General features: G+C 71.0%; 12 protein-coding genes and 1 tRNA gene. 5 read left to right on the top strand and 8 right to left on the bottom strand.

Annotated features, from left to right (window positions below; translation table 11 throughout):
* The first annotated feature begins 154 nt into the window (after window positions 1-154).
* Window positions 155-229, top strand: a tRNA-Cys gene (locus OG259_RS25935).
* Window positions 230-272: 43 nt separating this feature from the next.
* A complete protein-coding gene (locus OG259_RS25930) occupies window positions 273-494 on the top strand; it encodes a hypothetical protein (protein ID WP_328944445.1) in 222 nt (73 codons plus the stop codon).
* A gap of 18 nt (window positions 495-512) precedes the next feature.
* On the opposite strand, the gene OG259_RS25925 is transcribed toward OG259_RS25930, so the two are convergent.
* A complete protein-coding gene (locus OG259_RS25925; RefSeq protein ID WP_328944444.1) occupies window positions 513-1,166 on the bottom strand; it encodes a hypothetical protein in 654 nt (217 codons plus the stop codon).
* An 88-nt stretch (window positions 1,167-1,254) separates the two neighbouring features.
* Window positions 1,255-1,578 carry a hypothetical protein gene (locus OG259_RS25920; RefSeq protein WP_328944443.1) on the bottom strand — a complete coding sequence of 108 codons (324 nt, stop codon included), beginning with the start codon at window positions 1,576-1,578 and terminating at the stop codon, window positions 1,255-1,257.
* A 309-nt stretch (window positions 1,579-1,887) separates the two neighbouring features.
* On the opposite strand from OG259_RS25920, the gene OG259_RS25915 reads away from it, so the two are divergent.
* From OG259_RS25915 to OG259_RS25905, 3 genes are all read left to right on the top strand, one after another.
* Window positions 1,888-2,793, top strand: coding sequence for a serine/threonine protein kinase (locus tag OG259_RS25915; protein ID WP_328944442.1), 906 nt, complete (start codon window positions 1,888-1,890; stop codon window positions 2,791-2,793).
* Between the two features lie 56 nt (window positions 2,794-2,849).
* Window positions 2,850-5,033, top strand: a complete 2,184-nt coding sequence (locus OG259_RS25910; protein WP_328944441.1) for a protein kinase domain-containing protein — start codon at window positions 2,850-2,852, stop codon at window positions 5,031-5,033.
* A 167-nt stretch (window positions 5,034-5,200) separates the two neighbouring features.
* Complete coding sequence (locus tag OG259_RS25905; protein ID WP_328944440.1) at window positions 5,201-7,318, top strand: protein kinase domain-containing protein; 2,118 nt, start codon at window positions 5,201-5,203, stop codon at window positions 7,316-7,318.
* 157 nt (window positions 7,319-7,475) lie between these two features.
* Here OG259_RS25905 and OG259_RS25900 read toward each other — a convergent pair whose 3' ends face one another.
* The 6 genes from OG259_RS25900 to OG259_RS25875 are packed head-to-tail and all read right to left on the bottom strand — an operon-like array spanning window position 7,476 to window position 14,263.
* The gene (locus OG259_RS25900; RefSeq protein WP_328944439.1) at window positions 7,476-8,156 is read right to left on the bottom strand and encodes a hypothetical protein; all 681 of its coding nucleotides are present in this window, start codon (window positions 8,154-8,156) and stop codon (window positions 7,476-7,478) included.
* Window positions 8,157-8,161: 5 nt separating this feature from the next.
* The gene (locus OG259_RS25895; protein ID WP_328944438.1) at window positions 8,162-10,480 is read right to left on the bottom strand and encodes a DUF6571 family protein; all 2,319 of its coding nucleotides are present in this window, start codon (window positions 10,478-10,480) and stop codon (window positions 8,162-8,164) included.
* A 36-nt stretch (window positions 10,481-10,516) separates the two neighbouring features.
* Entirely contained in the window at window positions 10,517-10,930 is a 414-nt protein-coding gene (locus tag OG259_RS25890; RefSeq protein WP_328944437.1) for a hypothetical protein, read from the bottom strand.
* A gap of 47 nt (window positions 10,931-10,977) precedes the next feature.
* A complete protein-coding gene (gene mycP / locus OG259_RS25885) occupies window positions 10,978-12,231 on the bottom strand; it encodes a type VII secretion-associated serine protease mycosin (protein ID WP_328944436.1) in 1,254 nt (417 codons plus the stop codon).
* 17 nt (window positions 12,232-12,248) lie between these two features.
* On the bottom strand, window positions 12,249-13,757 hold the full coding sequence (locus OG259_RS25880; RefSeq protein ID WP_328944435.1) for a hypothetical protein: 1,509 nt from the start codon (window positions 13,755-13,757) through the stop codon (window positions 12,249-12,251).
* Between the two features lie 44 nt (window positions 13,758-13,801).
* Entirely contained in the window at window positions 13,802-14,263 is a 462-nt protein-coding gene (locus tag OG259_RS25875) for a hypothetical protein (RefSeq protein ID WP_328944434.1), read from the bottom strand.
* Window positions 14,264-14,330 lie beyond the last annotated feature (67 nt).

Genomic DNA, 14,330 nt, shown 5'->3' with positions numbered 1-14,330 from the left:
CAGTACGGCTCAGCCCTTGGACGTACGACGGACGCCCGACGGCCGCAGGACTGTGAACGCGGTGTGGCAGCACCGTTGCAGTCACATGGCACGACCCCGGAACCCCTTGAGCCCCTCCCGGCCCCCGCCTACGGTCGTACTCGTTGCACCACATGACCGTGTGCCCGAGTGGTTGAGGGGCTCGCCTGCAAAGCGAGTTACGTGGGTTCAATTCCCGCCACGGTCTCCAGCGCCTTGACCAGGCAGAAGAAAAGGGCGGCACCCCTCACAGGGTGCCGCCCTTTCGTTCGCCCGGCTCGGTTTCCGTCTCGATCGGCCGGCACGAGCACGCCGGCCGTCCCATCGTCGCCATCGTCTGGCCGGGCCCGAAGATCGGCGACCTCCGGATCGAGGGCCTTGGCACGATCCTCCTCGCGGCGCTGATCACCCGCGCGACGGTGGTGCTCCTGTCCCGGCTGTCCCCGCCGGCGATGTCGGAGACGGCGGAGGACTGATGGCGGAGGCCGCGCGCGTCACGGGAGCAGATCAGCAGGGACGGACACCGTCTCCCTACAGCCGAGAAGCCGACGCGTGTTCTCGGCGAGGGCCTTCAGGAACTGCTCCGTCGACACGGCCGAGTCCGCCTTCCGGCCCTCGTCCTTCACCGCGACCTGGAGCGGCAGCTCGCGACCCTGGCCGGCGGCGGCGCCCGGGACGGTGCAGGGCACGACGAGCGGCGTACCCCAGGCGTCGGGGCGGGAGGCCACGTGGACCCCGTCCGCGACGGTGCGCCACCGAAGCCTGCCGTCGCCGGAGCCCACGGAGTCGATGTCGTACATCGACCACCCGACGGTGCCGGTGACCCGAGCCGCGCCCGCTCCGCCCTCCATCTCGCACGGGTGATAGGTGGTACGCCGAAGATCGTCCCCAACGGCGCTCCAACCACGCGCCTCCACGACCATGGCGTCCCGCATCCCGGCCGGCGAACGCCCGAACGCCCGAAACCCGCCACCGAACTCGGCCCGCACCGCGTCGACGCCGGCCACACCGAACACCTCCTGGCAGGACTTGAGAGCCGCCGAGTGCTCCACGTCCGCCGCGTCGGAGGCCTTACCGGTGTCCCCGCCTCCGGAACACGCCGAGACGGCGAGAAGCACAACGACCGCCGCGCTCAGGATTCTTCGCATCTTCCGCTTCACTTCTTCTCCGTGAGAACCGGCTTCTCGGGAAGTCCGGCGTTGTTCTCGCAGCCGAGTTCCTTCACCACCGCAAGGCTCACGGAGTGCAGGATCGCGATGTACGCCTCACGAGTGGCTTCTCCTGCACGGTGGACATCGCGGACCCGGTGAGGAAGCCGTGGCTGGACATGCCCGTCGCCGCTTCCGTCGTGTTCGTACGCGCGTGGTTCCCGTCCTTGACCAGCCGGCCGTGCAGCGCGTAGGCGGCGCTGCCGATGGCTCCGAGCTTGTCCTGGTCGACGCTGAGGTCGGCGTTGCCGCCGCCACCGCCACCCGGCTCGGGGGCGACCTGGTTGAGCCTCATGCTCACCTCGGCCGTGGACGTGGACCGTACCGTCGCCCACTCCTGTTCGAACGACATGCTCTCCCCCGTGACGTGATCGTTCCGGCTTCGCCTCAGCAAGTTCTGTTCCCACGGAAACATCGCGATCGTAGTACTCCGGGTGAGCGTTCGAGCACTGCTCACCGGGAATCACGGACACCCCCGAGATCTTCACGATGTCCGCATGCCTACTTCGCCTTCGCAACCGGGACAGCCCGGACTTCCCGGACCACCACGCATCCGGGCCCCGCTCCCCGCACCTCCCGGGCACAGCTCCCCACCCGCCTCTCGGTAGGCTCGTCCCGCCCCCGTCACCACGGGGTGCACGAAAGACGGGGGGCACGAACGGTGGAACAGTCGCGCACACAGCAGGAATCCGCGCGGCAGGAATCGGCGCGACGGATCGGACCGTACCGGCTGATCACCCGCCTCGATCCGCCCCACTCCGCCCTGCCCTGCCGCCGGTTCGTGGCCCGCAGCGAGGACGGCGAGCACACCGTGCTGCTCAGCGCCCCGCTGCCCGGCACCGATCCCGCCCGGTTCGCCGTGGAGGCCGGCGCCGCCCGTCACCTCCTCGGACCCTGGATCGCTCCGGTGACGGGCGTGGCCGGCCCCGGCGAGGCCCCCTGGTACGCGAGCCCCTACGTCCCGGCGCTCCCGCTCCCCGTCGCCCTCGCCGTCCACGGCGGTCCGCTGCCCGAGACCACCGTCCGGGCCGTCGGCGCCGCCCTCGCCGAGGCGCTGGGCGCCGCGCACGGCCAGGGCCTCACCCACGCCGGGGTCTCCCCCGCCGCCGTCCTGCTCACCGCGGACGGCCCCCGGCTGACCTGCTTCGGCGCGGTACGGGCCGCCTCGGCCGACGGCGAGCGGCGCACCGGCCTGCCCGGCCTCGACCCGGGCGCCCTCGCACCCGAGCAGGCCTCGGGAGGCCGGCCGCGTCCGCCGGGTGACGTCTTCGCGCTCGGCGCCGTCCTCGCGTACGCCGCCACCGGGCACACCGTGCCCGAGCGGGACGAACTCCCGCCCGCCCTGCGCCCGGTGCTCGCCTCCTGTCTGGCCCGCGACCCGGCCGACCGGCCCACGGCCGCCGCCCTGATGACCGCCCTCGCCCCGCCCTCGACGCACGGCACGGTCCTGAACTCGGCCGGTTCCCTCCTCGCCCCGGGCTGGCTGCCGGGCCGGGTGGTCGCCGCACTGGCCCGCCAGTCCTCGGAACTCCTCGCCGCGGAACTCCCCGCGCCGGCCCGGGTCTGATCCCCCCGCCACAGCCCGCCCTTCCATACGCCCCCGGACCTGACGGACCTCATCCCATGCTGTCGCCCCTGACCCACGACGACCCGGCCGCCGTCGCCACGTACCGTCTCCTCGCCCGCCTCGGCTCCGGCGGCATGGGCACGGTCTATCTGGCGCGCACCCCCGGCGGGCGTACCGTCGCGCTGAAGACCGTGCACGCGCGGCTCGCCACCGACCCCGCGTTCCGTGCCCGTTTCCGTCTGGAGACGGACGCGGCGCGGATCATCGGCGCCCGGCACGGTGCGGCCGTCGTCGACGCCGACCCGTTGGCCGAGACGCCGTGGCTGGCCACCGAGTACGTCCTCGGCCCGCCGCTCGACGACGCCGTGGCGCTCGGCGGCCCGCTCCCCGAGCCGACCGTCCGCGCCCTCGGTGCCGCGCTCGCCGGGGCGCTCGCCCAGCTGCACTCCTCGGACGTGGTCCACCGCGACCTCAAGCCCTCGAACGTCCTCGTCACCGCCTACGGCCCGAAGATCATCGACTTCGGTATCGCCCGCGCGGCCGGCGACGACCACCTCACGCGTACGGGAGCGGCGGCCGGCACACCCGCCTTCATGTCGCCGGAACAGGCGAGCGGCCAGGAACACCCGCCCGCGGGCGACGTGTTCGCGCTCGCCGGCGTCCTCGTCTTCGCCGCCACCGGCCACGGCCCCTTCGGTACGGGCTCCGCCGCCGACCTCCTCTACCGCGTCCGCTACGCCGACCCCGACCTCACCGGCGTACCGGAAGCACTGCTCCCGCTCCTGACGGCCTGCCTGTCCAAGGACCCGGCGGCCCGCCCCACGACCGGCGTCCTGGTCGACCACCTCCACGACGGCCACGGCGAGTTCGCCGACCACCTCCCGCCGCTGCTCCTCACCGACATCGCCCGCCGCGCGACCGACATCTGGCTGCACGCCCCCCGCCGCCTGCCCGCCCCGGCGGAGTCGGCGGTGGCGGAGACCGTGGCGAGCACGCCGCTCTCGCGGCGACGGCTGTTCTCCCTGGGCGGCGGAGCCCTGCTCGGTGTCACGGCGGCGGGCGGAGGCCTCTGGGCGTGGCTGGGGTCGGAGGACACCCCGCAGGCCACCGGCGGCACCCCCACCCCCACGGGTCCCACCGCCGTCCCTGCCCCGACTGCGGCCGACGGATCGCCGAAGGCGCTGTGGCAGGGGTCGACCCTCGATCGCGAGCAGCGGACGGTGCAGCTGCTCGCGGGCGATGCCGTCGGCTTCGCCGAGACCGTCTCCTTCCGGGCCCTCAACCCGGAGAACGGCCTCGAACTCTGGTCCGATGCCCTGGATCCGTTCCAGATCGTCAGCGACGGCACGAACTTCTACGCGTCGGCCGGCACCTACGAAGGTCCGGGTGCCCTGAAGATCCGTACGCTCGCCCCCGCTACCGGCAAGGAGGCGGCCAAGCTGATCGTCCTCAAGGGCTTCGACGGCACGAACTCGGGCACCGCACTCCTCGCCGCCTCCGGCGGAATGCTCTTCGCCGCCTCCCGGCGCGGCAAGAAGGAGATCGATTCGGACGCGAACGAGAAGGGCTGGCACCTGATCGCCGTCAACCTCCGGGCGGGCAAGGAGGCATGGCGCCAGGCGTACGAGTGGGACGGCGTCCGCCCCTGGATCTCCAAGGTCGTCGGCGACCGGCTGATCCTCGGCAAGAACAGCGGCGACCTCAAATACTTCGTCGTCCAGGCGCGGGAGCTGAACACCGGCCGCCTGCTCTGGCAGCGCCGCATCGCCCTGAAGGAATCCCAGAGCTTCCGGCCCGGCGAGCTCGCGGTCGACGAGCGGCACGTGTACATCGGTGGCAACCGGCTCCGCGCCCTGCGCCTCACGGACGGCAAGAGCGCCTGGGAGCACGGCTCCGGGTCCACGTTCTTCGGTCTGCCGGCCGTCGCACGCGGCATCGTCTACGCGCAGGAGTCCAGGACCTCCCCGGGGCTCGTGGCCCTCGGGGCCGACAAGGGAACGCCGTACTGGACGGAGCGGCCCGCGGACCGCGAGCTGACCCCCTCCTACTTCACCGTCCCCGTGGTCGGGGACAAGTACGTGTACGCCCCGGTGCGGGGCGGGCTGAGCGCGATCGACGTGACGACCCACAGATCGGCCTGGGTGTTCGCCACCGAGGCCACCCGGTACGTCGTCGACAAGGAACGGACCCGGATCATCGGGGCGGGGGCGACGTCCGTCGTGGCCATCCCCTTCGCCTGATCCCCGGCCCCGCCCTTCACCCCCGTCCCTCACCCCGCCCTTCACCCCCGTCCCTCACCCCGTCCCTCACCCCGTCCCTCACCCCGTCCCTCACCCCGTCCTTCGTCCCCATCCCCCTCCCCGTCCTTCGCCCCATCCCTCGTTTCCCCCGATCCGGAGAACACCCCGTGACCACGCAGCCCCTCGCCACCGGCGACCCGCTCCGGCTCGGCCCGTACCGTCTGCTCGGCGTCCTCGGCGAGGGCGGCATGGGCAAGGTGTACGTCGGCCGGGACGGTGACGGGGCCCCCGCCGCCGTCAAGGTCCTGCGGCCCGAGCTCGCCCACGACCAGCACCTCGCCCAGCGCTTCGTACGCGAGGCCGACATGGCGCGGGCCGTCACCAGCGGCGGCGTGGCCCGGGTCCTCGGCGCGCAGACCGAGGGCGGGCGGCCGTGGATCGCCGCCGAGTTCCTCGCCGGTCCGACGCTCGACGAGGCCGTCCGCGCGTACGGGCCGATGGACGTGCCGGCGGTCCGCGCCCTCGCCGCCCACCTCGCCCGCACCCTGCACGACATCCACGCGGCCGGTCTCGTCCACCGCGACCTCAAGCCCGCGAACATCGTGCTCACCTCCACCGGCCCCCGGATCATCGACTTCGGCATCGCGCGCCCCGAGCACGGACTCACGCTCACGACGACGGGCCAGATCCCGGTCACGCCCGGGTACGGGGCTCCCGAGCAGGTCCTGGGACAGCGGGTCGGACCGGCCTCGGACGTCTTCTCTCTCGGCGCGGTCCTCGCGTACGCGGCGAGCGGCCGGCGGACCTTCGACGGCGCCCACGTGTCGGCCGTCCAGTACGAGGTCGTGCACGGCACCCCGGACCTGAGCCTGGTGCCGCCGGAGCTCCAGGAGCTGATCGGGCCGTGCCTGGCGAAGGACCCGGCGTACCGCCCGCTGCCCCCGCAGGTCGCGGAGGCCTTCGCCCCGCCCAAGGGCGCCGACCGCGCCTGGCGCAAGGGCCCGCTCGCCGAGGACATCAAGCGCCGTGAGACCGCCACGAAGCGCCTGACGGCACCCGCGGACACCGTCGCACCCTCCTCCTCGCCGTCCCGCCGCCGCTTCCTCACCGGCGCGGCCGTGGGCGTGGCGGTCCTGGGCACGGCCGGCGGGGCGGGCGCGTGGTGGCTGAACCGCGAGAAGGGGCAGTCGAAGTCACCGACCGCCGATGTGCCGCCGGCCGTGGCAACCCCGGAAGCGGCGTTCGTCTCGGCCATCGACACCCAGCAGGGCCAGGTCCCGAAGCCCCTGTGGGGACCGCTCGACGTGACGGCGCCCGGGGGAGAACTCCCCTTGCCGGTACGGGACGTGGTGATCGTGCAGGCGAAGATGGGCGGTCTGCTCGCCCTCTCCGTCAAGGACGGGAAGGAGCGGTGGCGGGCCAAGGACGTCGACGCCGACGCCGGTTTCGTCTCGGTCGCCGACCGGCTTGTGGTGGGTGTCGACAAGGAGGGCGGCCTGAAGGCCTTCGTCGCCTCCACCGGCGCCCCCGTCTGGCAGACCGGCAGCGATGTCGACGACCTCCTCGCCGCCGACGACACCCATGTCTACCTGGTGACGAAGGACAACGAACTCCGCGCGCTCAATGCCTGGACCCTCGCGACGACATGGTCCCGCCCGATGACCTCGCCCCGCTCCCACAACGGTCCGGCGAAGGCCGCCGTGGGAAGGAAGCGGCTCGTGATCCACGGCAGGGACGGCTATGTCGCCGCGCTCTACACGGAGAACGGCGAGACGGACTGGTACATCAAGGGCCAGGGCACCGACGGCCAGGCCCCCGCGGTCGGCGAGAACAACATCGCCTACCTGGGCGGTCACAGCCTCATGGCCCGCCGCCTCGACCGCGGCGACTTCCTGTGGGAGGACGAAGCCCTGGGCGCGGAGCCCGGGGAACCGGGCTTCGGCTCCCCGGCCGTGGACGGGGAACACGTGATCGCGGTGGCGGAGTACGGCGTCTACCGCCTCGGCACCATGCCGCAATTCCACTCGCCGGACTCGAAGTGGTCCAAAATCCTGGACGGCTTCGGCCGCTCCGCCGATCCCATCACCCCTCCGGCAGTGCAGGGAACGACGGTCTGGGTCCACGGCCTTGAGGACCGCGTCGAGGTCATCCACAAGGTGTCGGGCGACCTCCTCTTCACGACGCAGATGGAGGGCGCGGGCTCCTACCAGCTGGCGGGCGGCGGTAACCGCGTCTTCATCTCCCGCGCGGGCCAGATCGCGGCGATGCCGGTGTACGGGGTGTAGCGGACTCCACCGGGCCCGGTGCCCGCGCAGCCGGCTCGTCGGCGACGTGCCGGGCGGCGGCGCTGCCGGGCCCCATGGTGCGGCCGACCGCACCCCGTACGAGGGATGCGGCCGGAAGGACGGCTCCGAGGACGCCGGCCCGTATCGAGCGGCCTGGTCAGGAGGACGGAGCGGATGAGGTGGCCGGGATGGCCTTCGGTACCCCGGTCGCCAGCTCGTCTCCCTGGCAGCCCAGCTCCGCCGAGACCTGCCGGGCCGCGGCGTTGGCGAGCGTGATCAGCCGCGTCCGCTGTTCCAGGTCCGCGTCCGGGATGCCCGCGGGGCCCCAGATCGTCGTCTCGACGACGAAGTCGTGGGCAGGCTCCTTGAGATCGCAGGAGAAGTAGACGTTGCCCAGCCCCGAGGACGAGTAGGCCAGCGCGCCCGAGGTGTAGAGGGTCACCTTCTTGAGCAGCTCCGGGTCCATCCCCGGGGCCTTGGACGCCGGGCTCAGTTCGATCTTGAGGTCCTTGTCGATGTCCCCGACGCGCCAGATCTTGCAGTACGGCCTCGGCTGCGGCCGGTAGGAGTCGGACAGCGGCGCGCGGGTCGCGTCCCGCAGGAGGTCGAGGGCCTTGTCCGGCTGGGACGCCGACAGGCCGTCGTGGAAACGCTCACTGTCGGTGGCCGTCTTGAGCGCCGCCGTGACAGCGGCGTCCTTCGCGAAGCCCCGGCAGACCTCGGCCGCCGCCAGGCCCTCCGGTTCCTTCGTGGCGTCCCCACCGTCGCCGCCGGAGCAGCTCGTGAGGAGGGCGGCCGCGACGGCGGCCACCCCGATCCTTCCCAGCGCGGACCTCATGAACGTCACTTCTTCTCGTACGGGTCGGGGAGCGAGTTGTCCCGGGCGTGCAGGCGTGCGTCCCGAACGTAGTCGACGAGCGTCTCGTCGAGGTAGTTGCGGTCCTTCTCGCTCCAGCCGGGCGCGTTGGCGTAGGCGATACCGGGTCGAAGCGAGTTCTCCTTGCCCATGGCCAGCGCCTCGTCCTTGAGGTCGTCCGACTTCTTCTTGAGCATCTCGTCCTTCTCGTACTTCTCCCCGATGTCGTCGGCCTCCATCCCGATGAAGGTCGTCACGGCACCGCCCACCGTCTCGGCGGCCAGCGGGACGAGGACGCCACCGGCGCCACCGGTCAGGGCCACGACACCGCCCGCCGCGACCGCGCCCACACCGAACTTGACCCATTCGGTGGTCCTGCCGACGGCCTTCTTGTGCTCCTCGGAGTCCTTCTCGTAGTCCTTGTCGATCTGCGCCATGCGGGACTCGTCCATGATTCCCTGCGCCTCCGACCCGATGCGCAGCGTCGTCCGCGCGTCGGTGAGGTCCCGCTCGTCGAACGGGGTTCCGGGCTTCGGGCCGACCTGGTCGAGGACGCTCGTCGTGTACAGCGTCTCGGCCGCCGACAGCGTGGCGTGTCCGCTCTCGCTCTGCGAGACGATGCCCATGAAGTTGACGGTGTCGCCGCGGTTGAACAGCAGCCCGGTGTCGAACTCGGGGCCGAAGCGGGACTTGCCCTTGTCGTCGTTGTTGCCGAAGGGGGAGTTGGTCTTCTCCTCCATCGTCGTGTCGCTGTCCGTCTCCAGGGAGCGGTTCAGCTCGTCGATGTAGGCGGCGCCCATCTTGCCCAGGCTGTCGTCGATGCCCGGCTGCTCGTGCATGTACTTCGGGTCGCTGCCGTACCGCTCCAGGACCTTCTGCATGACCTCCGCGTTCTCCTTGGTCCGCACGTCCTTGAGGCCCTCGGCCTCGGCGTCGTACGGATGGCCGGTGGTCGCGGACTCCAGGGCGTGGCCCAGCGCGTTGTAGCCGGGCTCCTTCGTCATGTTGCCCTTGTCGTTCAGCTCCTCGGGCCACTGGCGGTCCTTGGAGAAGTAGTCGAACGGGTCGAGCTTCTTGTTGTCCTTGCTGTTCTCGGGCGTGAGGTCGATGTCGCTGTTGAAGAACTCCGTGGACGCCTTCGGGTTGTGCCCGAGGCCCTCCATGAAGCCGATCATCGGGTCCTTGCCGAGGTCGCCGCCCAGCCAGTTCAGATGGCTCGGCTGGCCGCCCATCTGCTGCCAGGCGCGGCCCGGGGGCAGGGCCCCGTCGTGGGTCATCTTCCGCTCGGCGACGACGAGTCCGTTGCCGTAGTCCTTCAGGAACTTGTCGTCGTAGTCGCCGACCCGCAGCAGGTTGCTCATGACCTGGAAGCCGTAGGGGCTGGTGCCGCGCGTCTGGATCGGCTCGGTGCCGGCCTTGATGACGTCGGCCTTCCACTGCTCCATCTCGGGGCTCGTGGAATGGGTCGCGGTGGCGAGCGTCATACTCCAGTTCGTCTGGAGCTCCTTGAGCTTGTCCCGGTGGTCCACGCCCAGGCGGGAGCCGTCGCTCGGGTCGCCCATGTCCGCCCAGTACTCCATGCTGCCCTTCGGTCCGACCTCCAGGGCGAACTTCTCGGCGAAGTAGGGGTCCTTCTGGTTGGCCTTGAAGAGGGCGTTGAGCTTGTCGATCTCCTCCGGAGTGGCCTCGTCGCCCTTCTTGTACAGCTCGTAGGCGGCGTGCGCGTCCTCGGCGTCCTGGGCCTTGGAGGCGGTCTTGAGGGAGTCGTAGTTCGTGCCGGAGAAGTTGTTCTTGTCCCCGCCGACAAGCGTGCGCAGGGCCCGCGAGGCCACGTCGTCGGCGTCGTCGGCGCGGGTGATCGCGGCCTTGATCGCGGATCGCATCGCCTCGAAGTCGGCCTGCTCCGGCTTGGGGCCGTCGTAGTCCTTGGACCGGCGGTCGGGGTGGATCAGATAGCTGACGACACCGTCCTGGTCGATCCGGATGCCCTTGCCGGGCGCCTCCGCGACCAGCCTCTCCAGCTCGGTCTTCGCGGCCTGGAACTCGGTCTCCGCGTCCCGCAGGATGTTGCGGATGCTGGACGCCTCGGTCAGGGCGTCGCCGAACTCCTTGGCCGTCTTCCGGACAAACGCCTGCGTGACGCCGGCGTTCTCACCCTTCCAGTCGGCCTTCTCGGCCTTGCCCTGGAGGCCCGTCTCCGCCTTCTCCTTGGCCTTCTCCAGCTTGGTGACCGTCTCGGACCAGCCCGTTATCGCCTCCTTGAGGCTCCCGAGGTGGGCGTGGAGGACCTGGTCGAACTTCAGCATCTGTTTCCCTCGTCAGCCGCTGGCAGGCGCGTCGGCTCAGTTGAAGTGCTTGTCGATCGTGGACATGGAGAAGTTCGTGACCAGTACTTCTTCATGGTTGGCGTGGCTGATGACGGTGTCCTCAAGGTGGTTGTGGATGTGCGCGCACGCGCTGAGGAGCGTCTCGCACTGCTCCCGCCAGGTGTCCCACATGGCCCACATCGCCGACCCGGTCCGGAAGCCGTCACCGTCCAGGCTCTTGCCGGCCGCGTCGGTCTGGGCGCCCGCGTGGAAGGCGTCCCGCTCGAACCAGTGGAAGAGCTCCTGCGCCTCGTTGCCGACCGCCTTGAGCTCGGCGGACGTCACCTTGTAGTCACTGGCACCGCCCCCGCTGGGCTCGGCGGGCACACCATTGAGCCTCATCGCCGCAGTCTCGCTGCGGACCTGGCTCCACTCCTCGTCGAACGACATCTACTTCCTCATAAGTGAGTTACGGACGTCCACCGGCAGAGTCGCGCTCAGCTCCGCCGTGAACGGAGTACGGGTACGGCGACGGCGGCACCGATCAGCACGGCCGCGCCGATCCCGAGCCCGATCCAGAGGCCGGTGTTGCCGCCGTCGTCGGTGGCGGCGGCCTGGGGAGCCGGGGCGGGCGCGGCGGACGACTCCGCGGGAGCCGGGTCGGCCGACGGCAGGTCCGTGGGCGTGGGCGTAGCCGTCGCGGTCTCGGGTGCGGCCGCGGTGAGGTCGTCGATGGGCCGCACATCGGCCGGGCCGGGATCGCCGGGCGTCTTGAGGGTACGAAGCGGGCGGACGGCACCGAAGCCGATGTAGTCGCTGCGCTCCTCAGCCCCCTTGGGACCGGCGATCGTGTTGAGCATGACCTTCAGGACCTGGTTGTTGGTCCAGTCGGGGTGCTTCGCCCAGAGCAGCGCGGCGGAGGCGGAGGCGAGGGCGGTGGCGTCACTGGTACCGCTGGACTTGCAGAGGCCGGTGCCGCCGCCGCAGGCGTGCACGGTGTCCTTCCCCGGGGCGACCAGATCGACCTGGGGGCCGAACTGGGACATCGTGATGCGCTTGCCCTTGTTGTCGACGGCACCGACACCGACGACGCCGGGGGTCGCTGCCGGGTACTCGGTCTGATTGCCTTTCTCGGCGCTGTTCCCGACCGCGGCGAAGACCAGAGAACCCTTGTCCAGCGCGTACTTCACCGCGTCGGTGAGTGCCTGGGAACCGGCGGTGGCGCCCAGCGAGATGCTGATGACCTCGGCACCGGAATCGGCCGCGTACTTGATCGCCGGCGGAACGACGCGGTTGAACTCCTTGTCGCTCTCCGCCATGCTCCCGTCGCCCGCCTCGAGCCCGGGAACACGAACCGGAAGGATCTTGGCGCCCGGAGCCAGTCCGAAGGCCCCGTTACCGCCGTCCCTTGCTCCGGTACCGGCGATCAGGCCGGCCATCCCCGTGCCGTGGCCGATGTAGTCGGTGAACTGGTCGCCCTTCTCCTCCGGCGCGAAGTCCTTCCCTTGGAGCACTTGGCCACGGAGGTCCGGGTTGTTCCTCTCCACACCGGAGTCGATCACTGCGACGGTGATGCCCTTGCCCGTGCTGTGCTGCCAGATCTCCTCGGCACCGAAGGCGTCGAGGTGCCACTGCTGGGCGCGGACGCCTTCCGCGTGGGCGGGCACGGAAGCGATGCCCACCAGCAGCATCCCCAAGGCGGCCGAGGCGGTGGCTCGGGCACGGCTCCGACGAATACTGCTGGTACGCATCTGCTTCCTCGCGCTGATCAGTCGATGACGGGCGGCGCCACGCGGCGCCCCTGCTGCCAGGTCTCCTCGTCCTCGACGAGGTAGTCGGGACGCTCTCCGTTCGTTTCCTCGCGGTCGCCGGCCTGCGTCGAGCCTCCGCGCACGAGGCCGGAGCCACCGGGCGTGAAGGGCCGTCCGGCGCCACCGGTGGCGCCGGCGCGCTGCGCCTTGCCTCCGACGACTCCGCCGGACTCACCGGCGAGACGGCGTCCGCCGGTGATGCCGTTCTGTCCGGCGCCCATGCCGCCCATCGGGCCGCCCATGCCGCCGCCCATGGGGCGGCCCATGCCCATGCCGTTCCGTCCGCCCTGCTCGGTGCCGATCACCGTGCTGCGCGGGAGGCCGGTCTGGGGGCGCCCCGTGTGGGGCACCGCCTTGCCGCCGCTGATGCCCTCACGGGTACCGCCCAGCGGGCCGGGACCCGTCGGAAGGCCGCGCGGTCCGCCGGGGTTCATCGGGTTGCGCATGCCGCCGGTGACGGGACCGGTGGGAGGCGGCAGCCCCGGGCCGCCCTTCGAGGGGAGCGGGGGCATGCCGGTGGTCACGAACGGAGGCGTGCTGCCGTCCGGCTTCGTGATCGGCGGCGGAGAGCCGGGGGTCTGCGTCGTCGGTCCGGTCGTCGGCGGCGTCTTGGTGTCGACGCTGTCGATGCCGAGGTCCACGGGGGCGTCGGGCCGGACCTCGGGGCGTACGACGTGCGTCGGCCCGGTGGGGTCACCCTTCGGCGGGACCGTGTTCGTGTCCTGAGCGGGGCGGGTGTCCTGCTGCGGACGCGTGGTGTCCACCGTCGACGTACCCGTGTCCGTACCCGTGGAACGCCGCTCGCTCTGAGAGGGCGAACCGATGTAGGTGGACTCGCCCCCTCGGACGTCCCGCTCCTCGGGAACGAACGCCCCGGGCGGCGGCGGGAAGGTCGGCGGCTGGTCGTTCTTCATGTAGAAGCTCGACCACTTGTACGTGTCCGAGAGGCGGTACATCTCGGCCGCCGCAGCCTGCTTGTTCGCCTCTTCCTTGGCCGCGATCGCCGCGGGGTCGTCGCTGGTGGCCATCGAGCTCCGCGCGTTGCGGGCGATGGTCTGCGAGTCGGGGTCGTTGCGGTACTTCAGCGCTGCGTCGAGGTTCTCCTTGGCGTTCGCCTGGGAGGTGTAGCGAGGCATCGCGCTCTGCGCCGAGGCGATCGCCGCGGCGTTGTCCGCCATCCGGCTGGCCCCGCGCTCGCTGTAGTCCGAGAGGTGCGTGGTCGAGTTGGCCACTTCGGTGGCCCACTCGACGAAGGCCTTCTCGGCCTCACCCTCCCAGTCCATGCTCTTCATGCTGACGCGCAGGTCGGTGGCGATCGTGGCCAGTTGCTCCGAGACCGACTTCAACCGGTCCGCAGCGTCCCTGACGTAGTAGCTGCTCGCCTCGTCCAACCATGCCAGCATCTGCTGGTGTTCCATGCCGGCGAAGTTGGTTCCGCCGCCTCCGCCGCCCTCTGCAGGCCTCATCTCTCGCCTCTTCCCCGTGTCCCCGGAATTCTGTCCGCGCCTCCCTACTGGAAGGAGCCGCCGCTTTCGGACGTGTCGCCCTGTCCGCCCGCCGCGGTGTCGCGGCCCGCTTCCTTGTCCGCCTTCTCCTTGGCGTCATACGTCCGCTGGTGGATGTCGATCATCTTGCGCTTGATGTCGTCGTCCATCTCTTCCATGCCGTTCTTGGAGGCGACGACCGCGATCCCGAGGCCTTCCAGGCAGTCCTTGAGCAGACCGGAGAGTGCCACCAGGCGCCCGAGGGTCTCGTCGTACGCCGCGTAGGCGTTCTGAGCCTCGCCCCAGGCCGCGCCGCCACCGCCGAACTGCGTGCGGGACACCGGATCCGACTTCAACTTGCCGGAACTCGCGTCGGAGCCGTTGAGCTGCTCGATGAGCTCGTCGACGCGCAGCTTGAACTTCTGCATGGAGTCGGCGCTGTACTTCACCGCCTGCGTTCGCATGCCCCCGCCTACGTAGGCTTCCATGCCCGCGCTCCTCCCCCGTGAACCACCGTCAACGTGACGTGACGTCTACTACCGAGTCTAGAAGTTC

The sequence above is a fragment of the Streptomyces sp. NBC_00250 genome (assembly GCF_036192275.1).
Lineage (GTDB): Bacteria > Actinomycetota > Actinomycetes > Streptomycetales > Streptomycetaceae > Streptomyces.
The sequence above is the reverse complement of the archived record's forward strand: the minus strand, read 5'-3'. Positions and strand labels throughout refer to the sequence as shown.

Excerpts from the sequence above, each read along its gene's own strand:
- OG259_RS25925 (WP_328944444.1), bottom strand. The coding sequence starts at position 1,166 with ATGCGAAGAATCCTGAGCGCGGCGGTCGTTGTGCTTCTCGCCGTCTCG.
- OG259_RS25920 (WP_328944443.1), bottom strand. The coding sequence starts at position 1,578 with ATGTCGTTCGAACAGGAGTGGGCGACGGTACGGTCCACGTCCACGGCC.
- OG259_RS25910 (WP_328944441.1), top strand. The coding sequence starts at position 2,850 with ATGCTGTCGCCCCTGACCCACGACGACCCGGCCGCCGTCGCCACGTAC.
- OG259_RS25900 (WP_328944439.1), bottom strand. The coding sequence starts at position 8,156 with ATGAGGTCCGCGCTGGGAAGGATCGGGGTGGCCGCCGTCGCGGCCGCC.
- OG259_RS25895 (WP_328944438.1), bottom strand. The coding sequence starts at position 10,480 with ATGCTGAAGTTCGACCAGGTCCTCCACGCCCACCTCGGGAGCCTCAAG.
- OG259_RS25890 (WP_328944437.1), bottom strand. The coding sequence starts at position 10,930 with ATGTCGTTCGACGAGGAGTGGAGCCAGGTCCGCAGCGAGACTGCGGCG.
- mycP (WP_328944436.1), bottom strand. The coding sequence starts at position 12,231 with ATGCGTACCAGCAGTATTCGTCGGAGCCGTGCCCGAGCCACCGCCTCG.
- OG259_RS25880 (WP_328944435.1), bottom strand. The coding sequence starts at position 13,757 with ATGAGGCCTGCAGAGGGCGGCGGAGGCGGCGGAACCAACTTCGCCGGC.
- OG259_RS25875 (WP_328944434.1), bottom strand. The coding sequence starts at position 14,263 with ATGGAAGCCTACGTAGGCGGGGGCATGCGAACGCAGGCGGTGAAGTAC.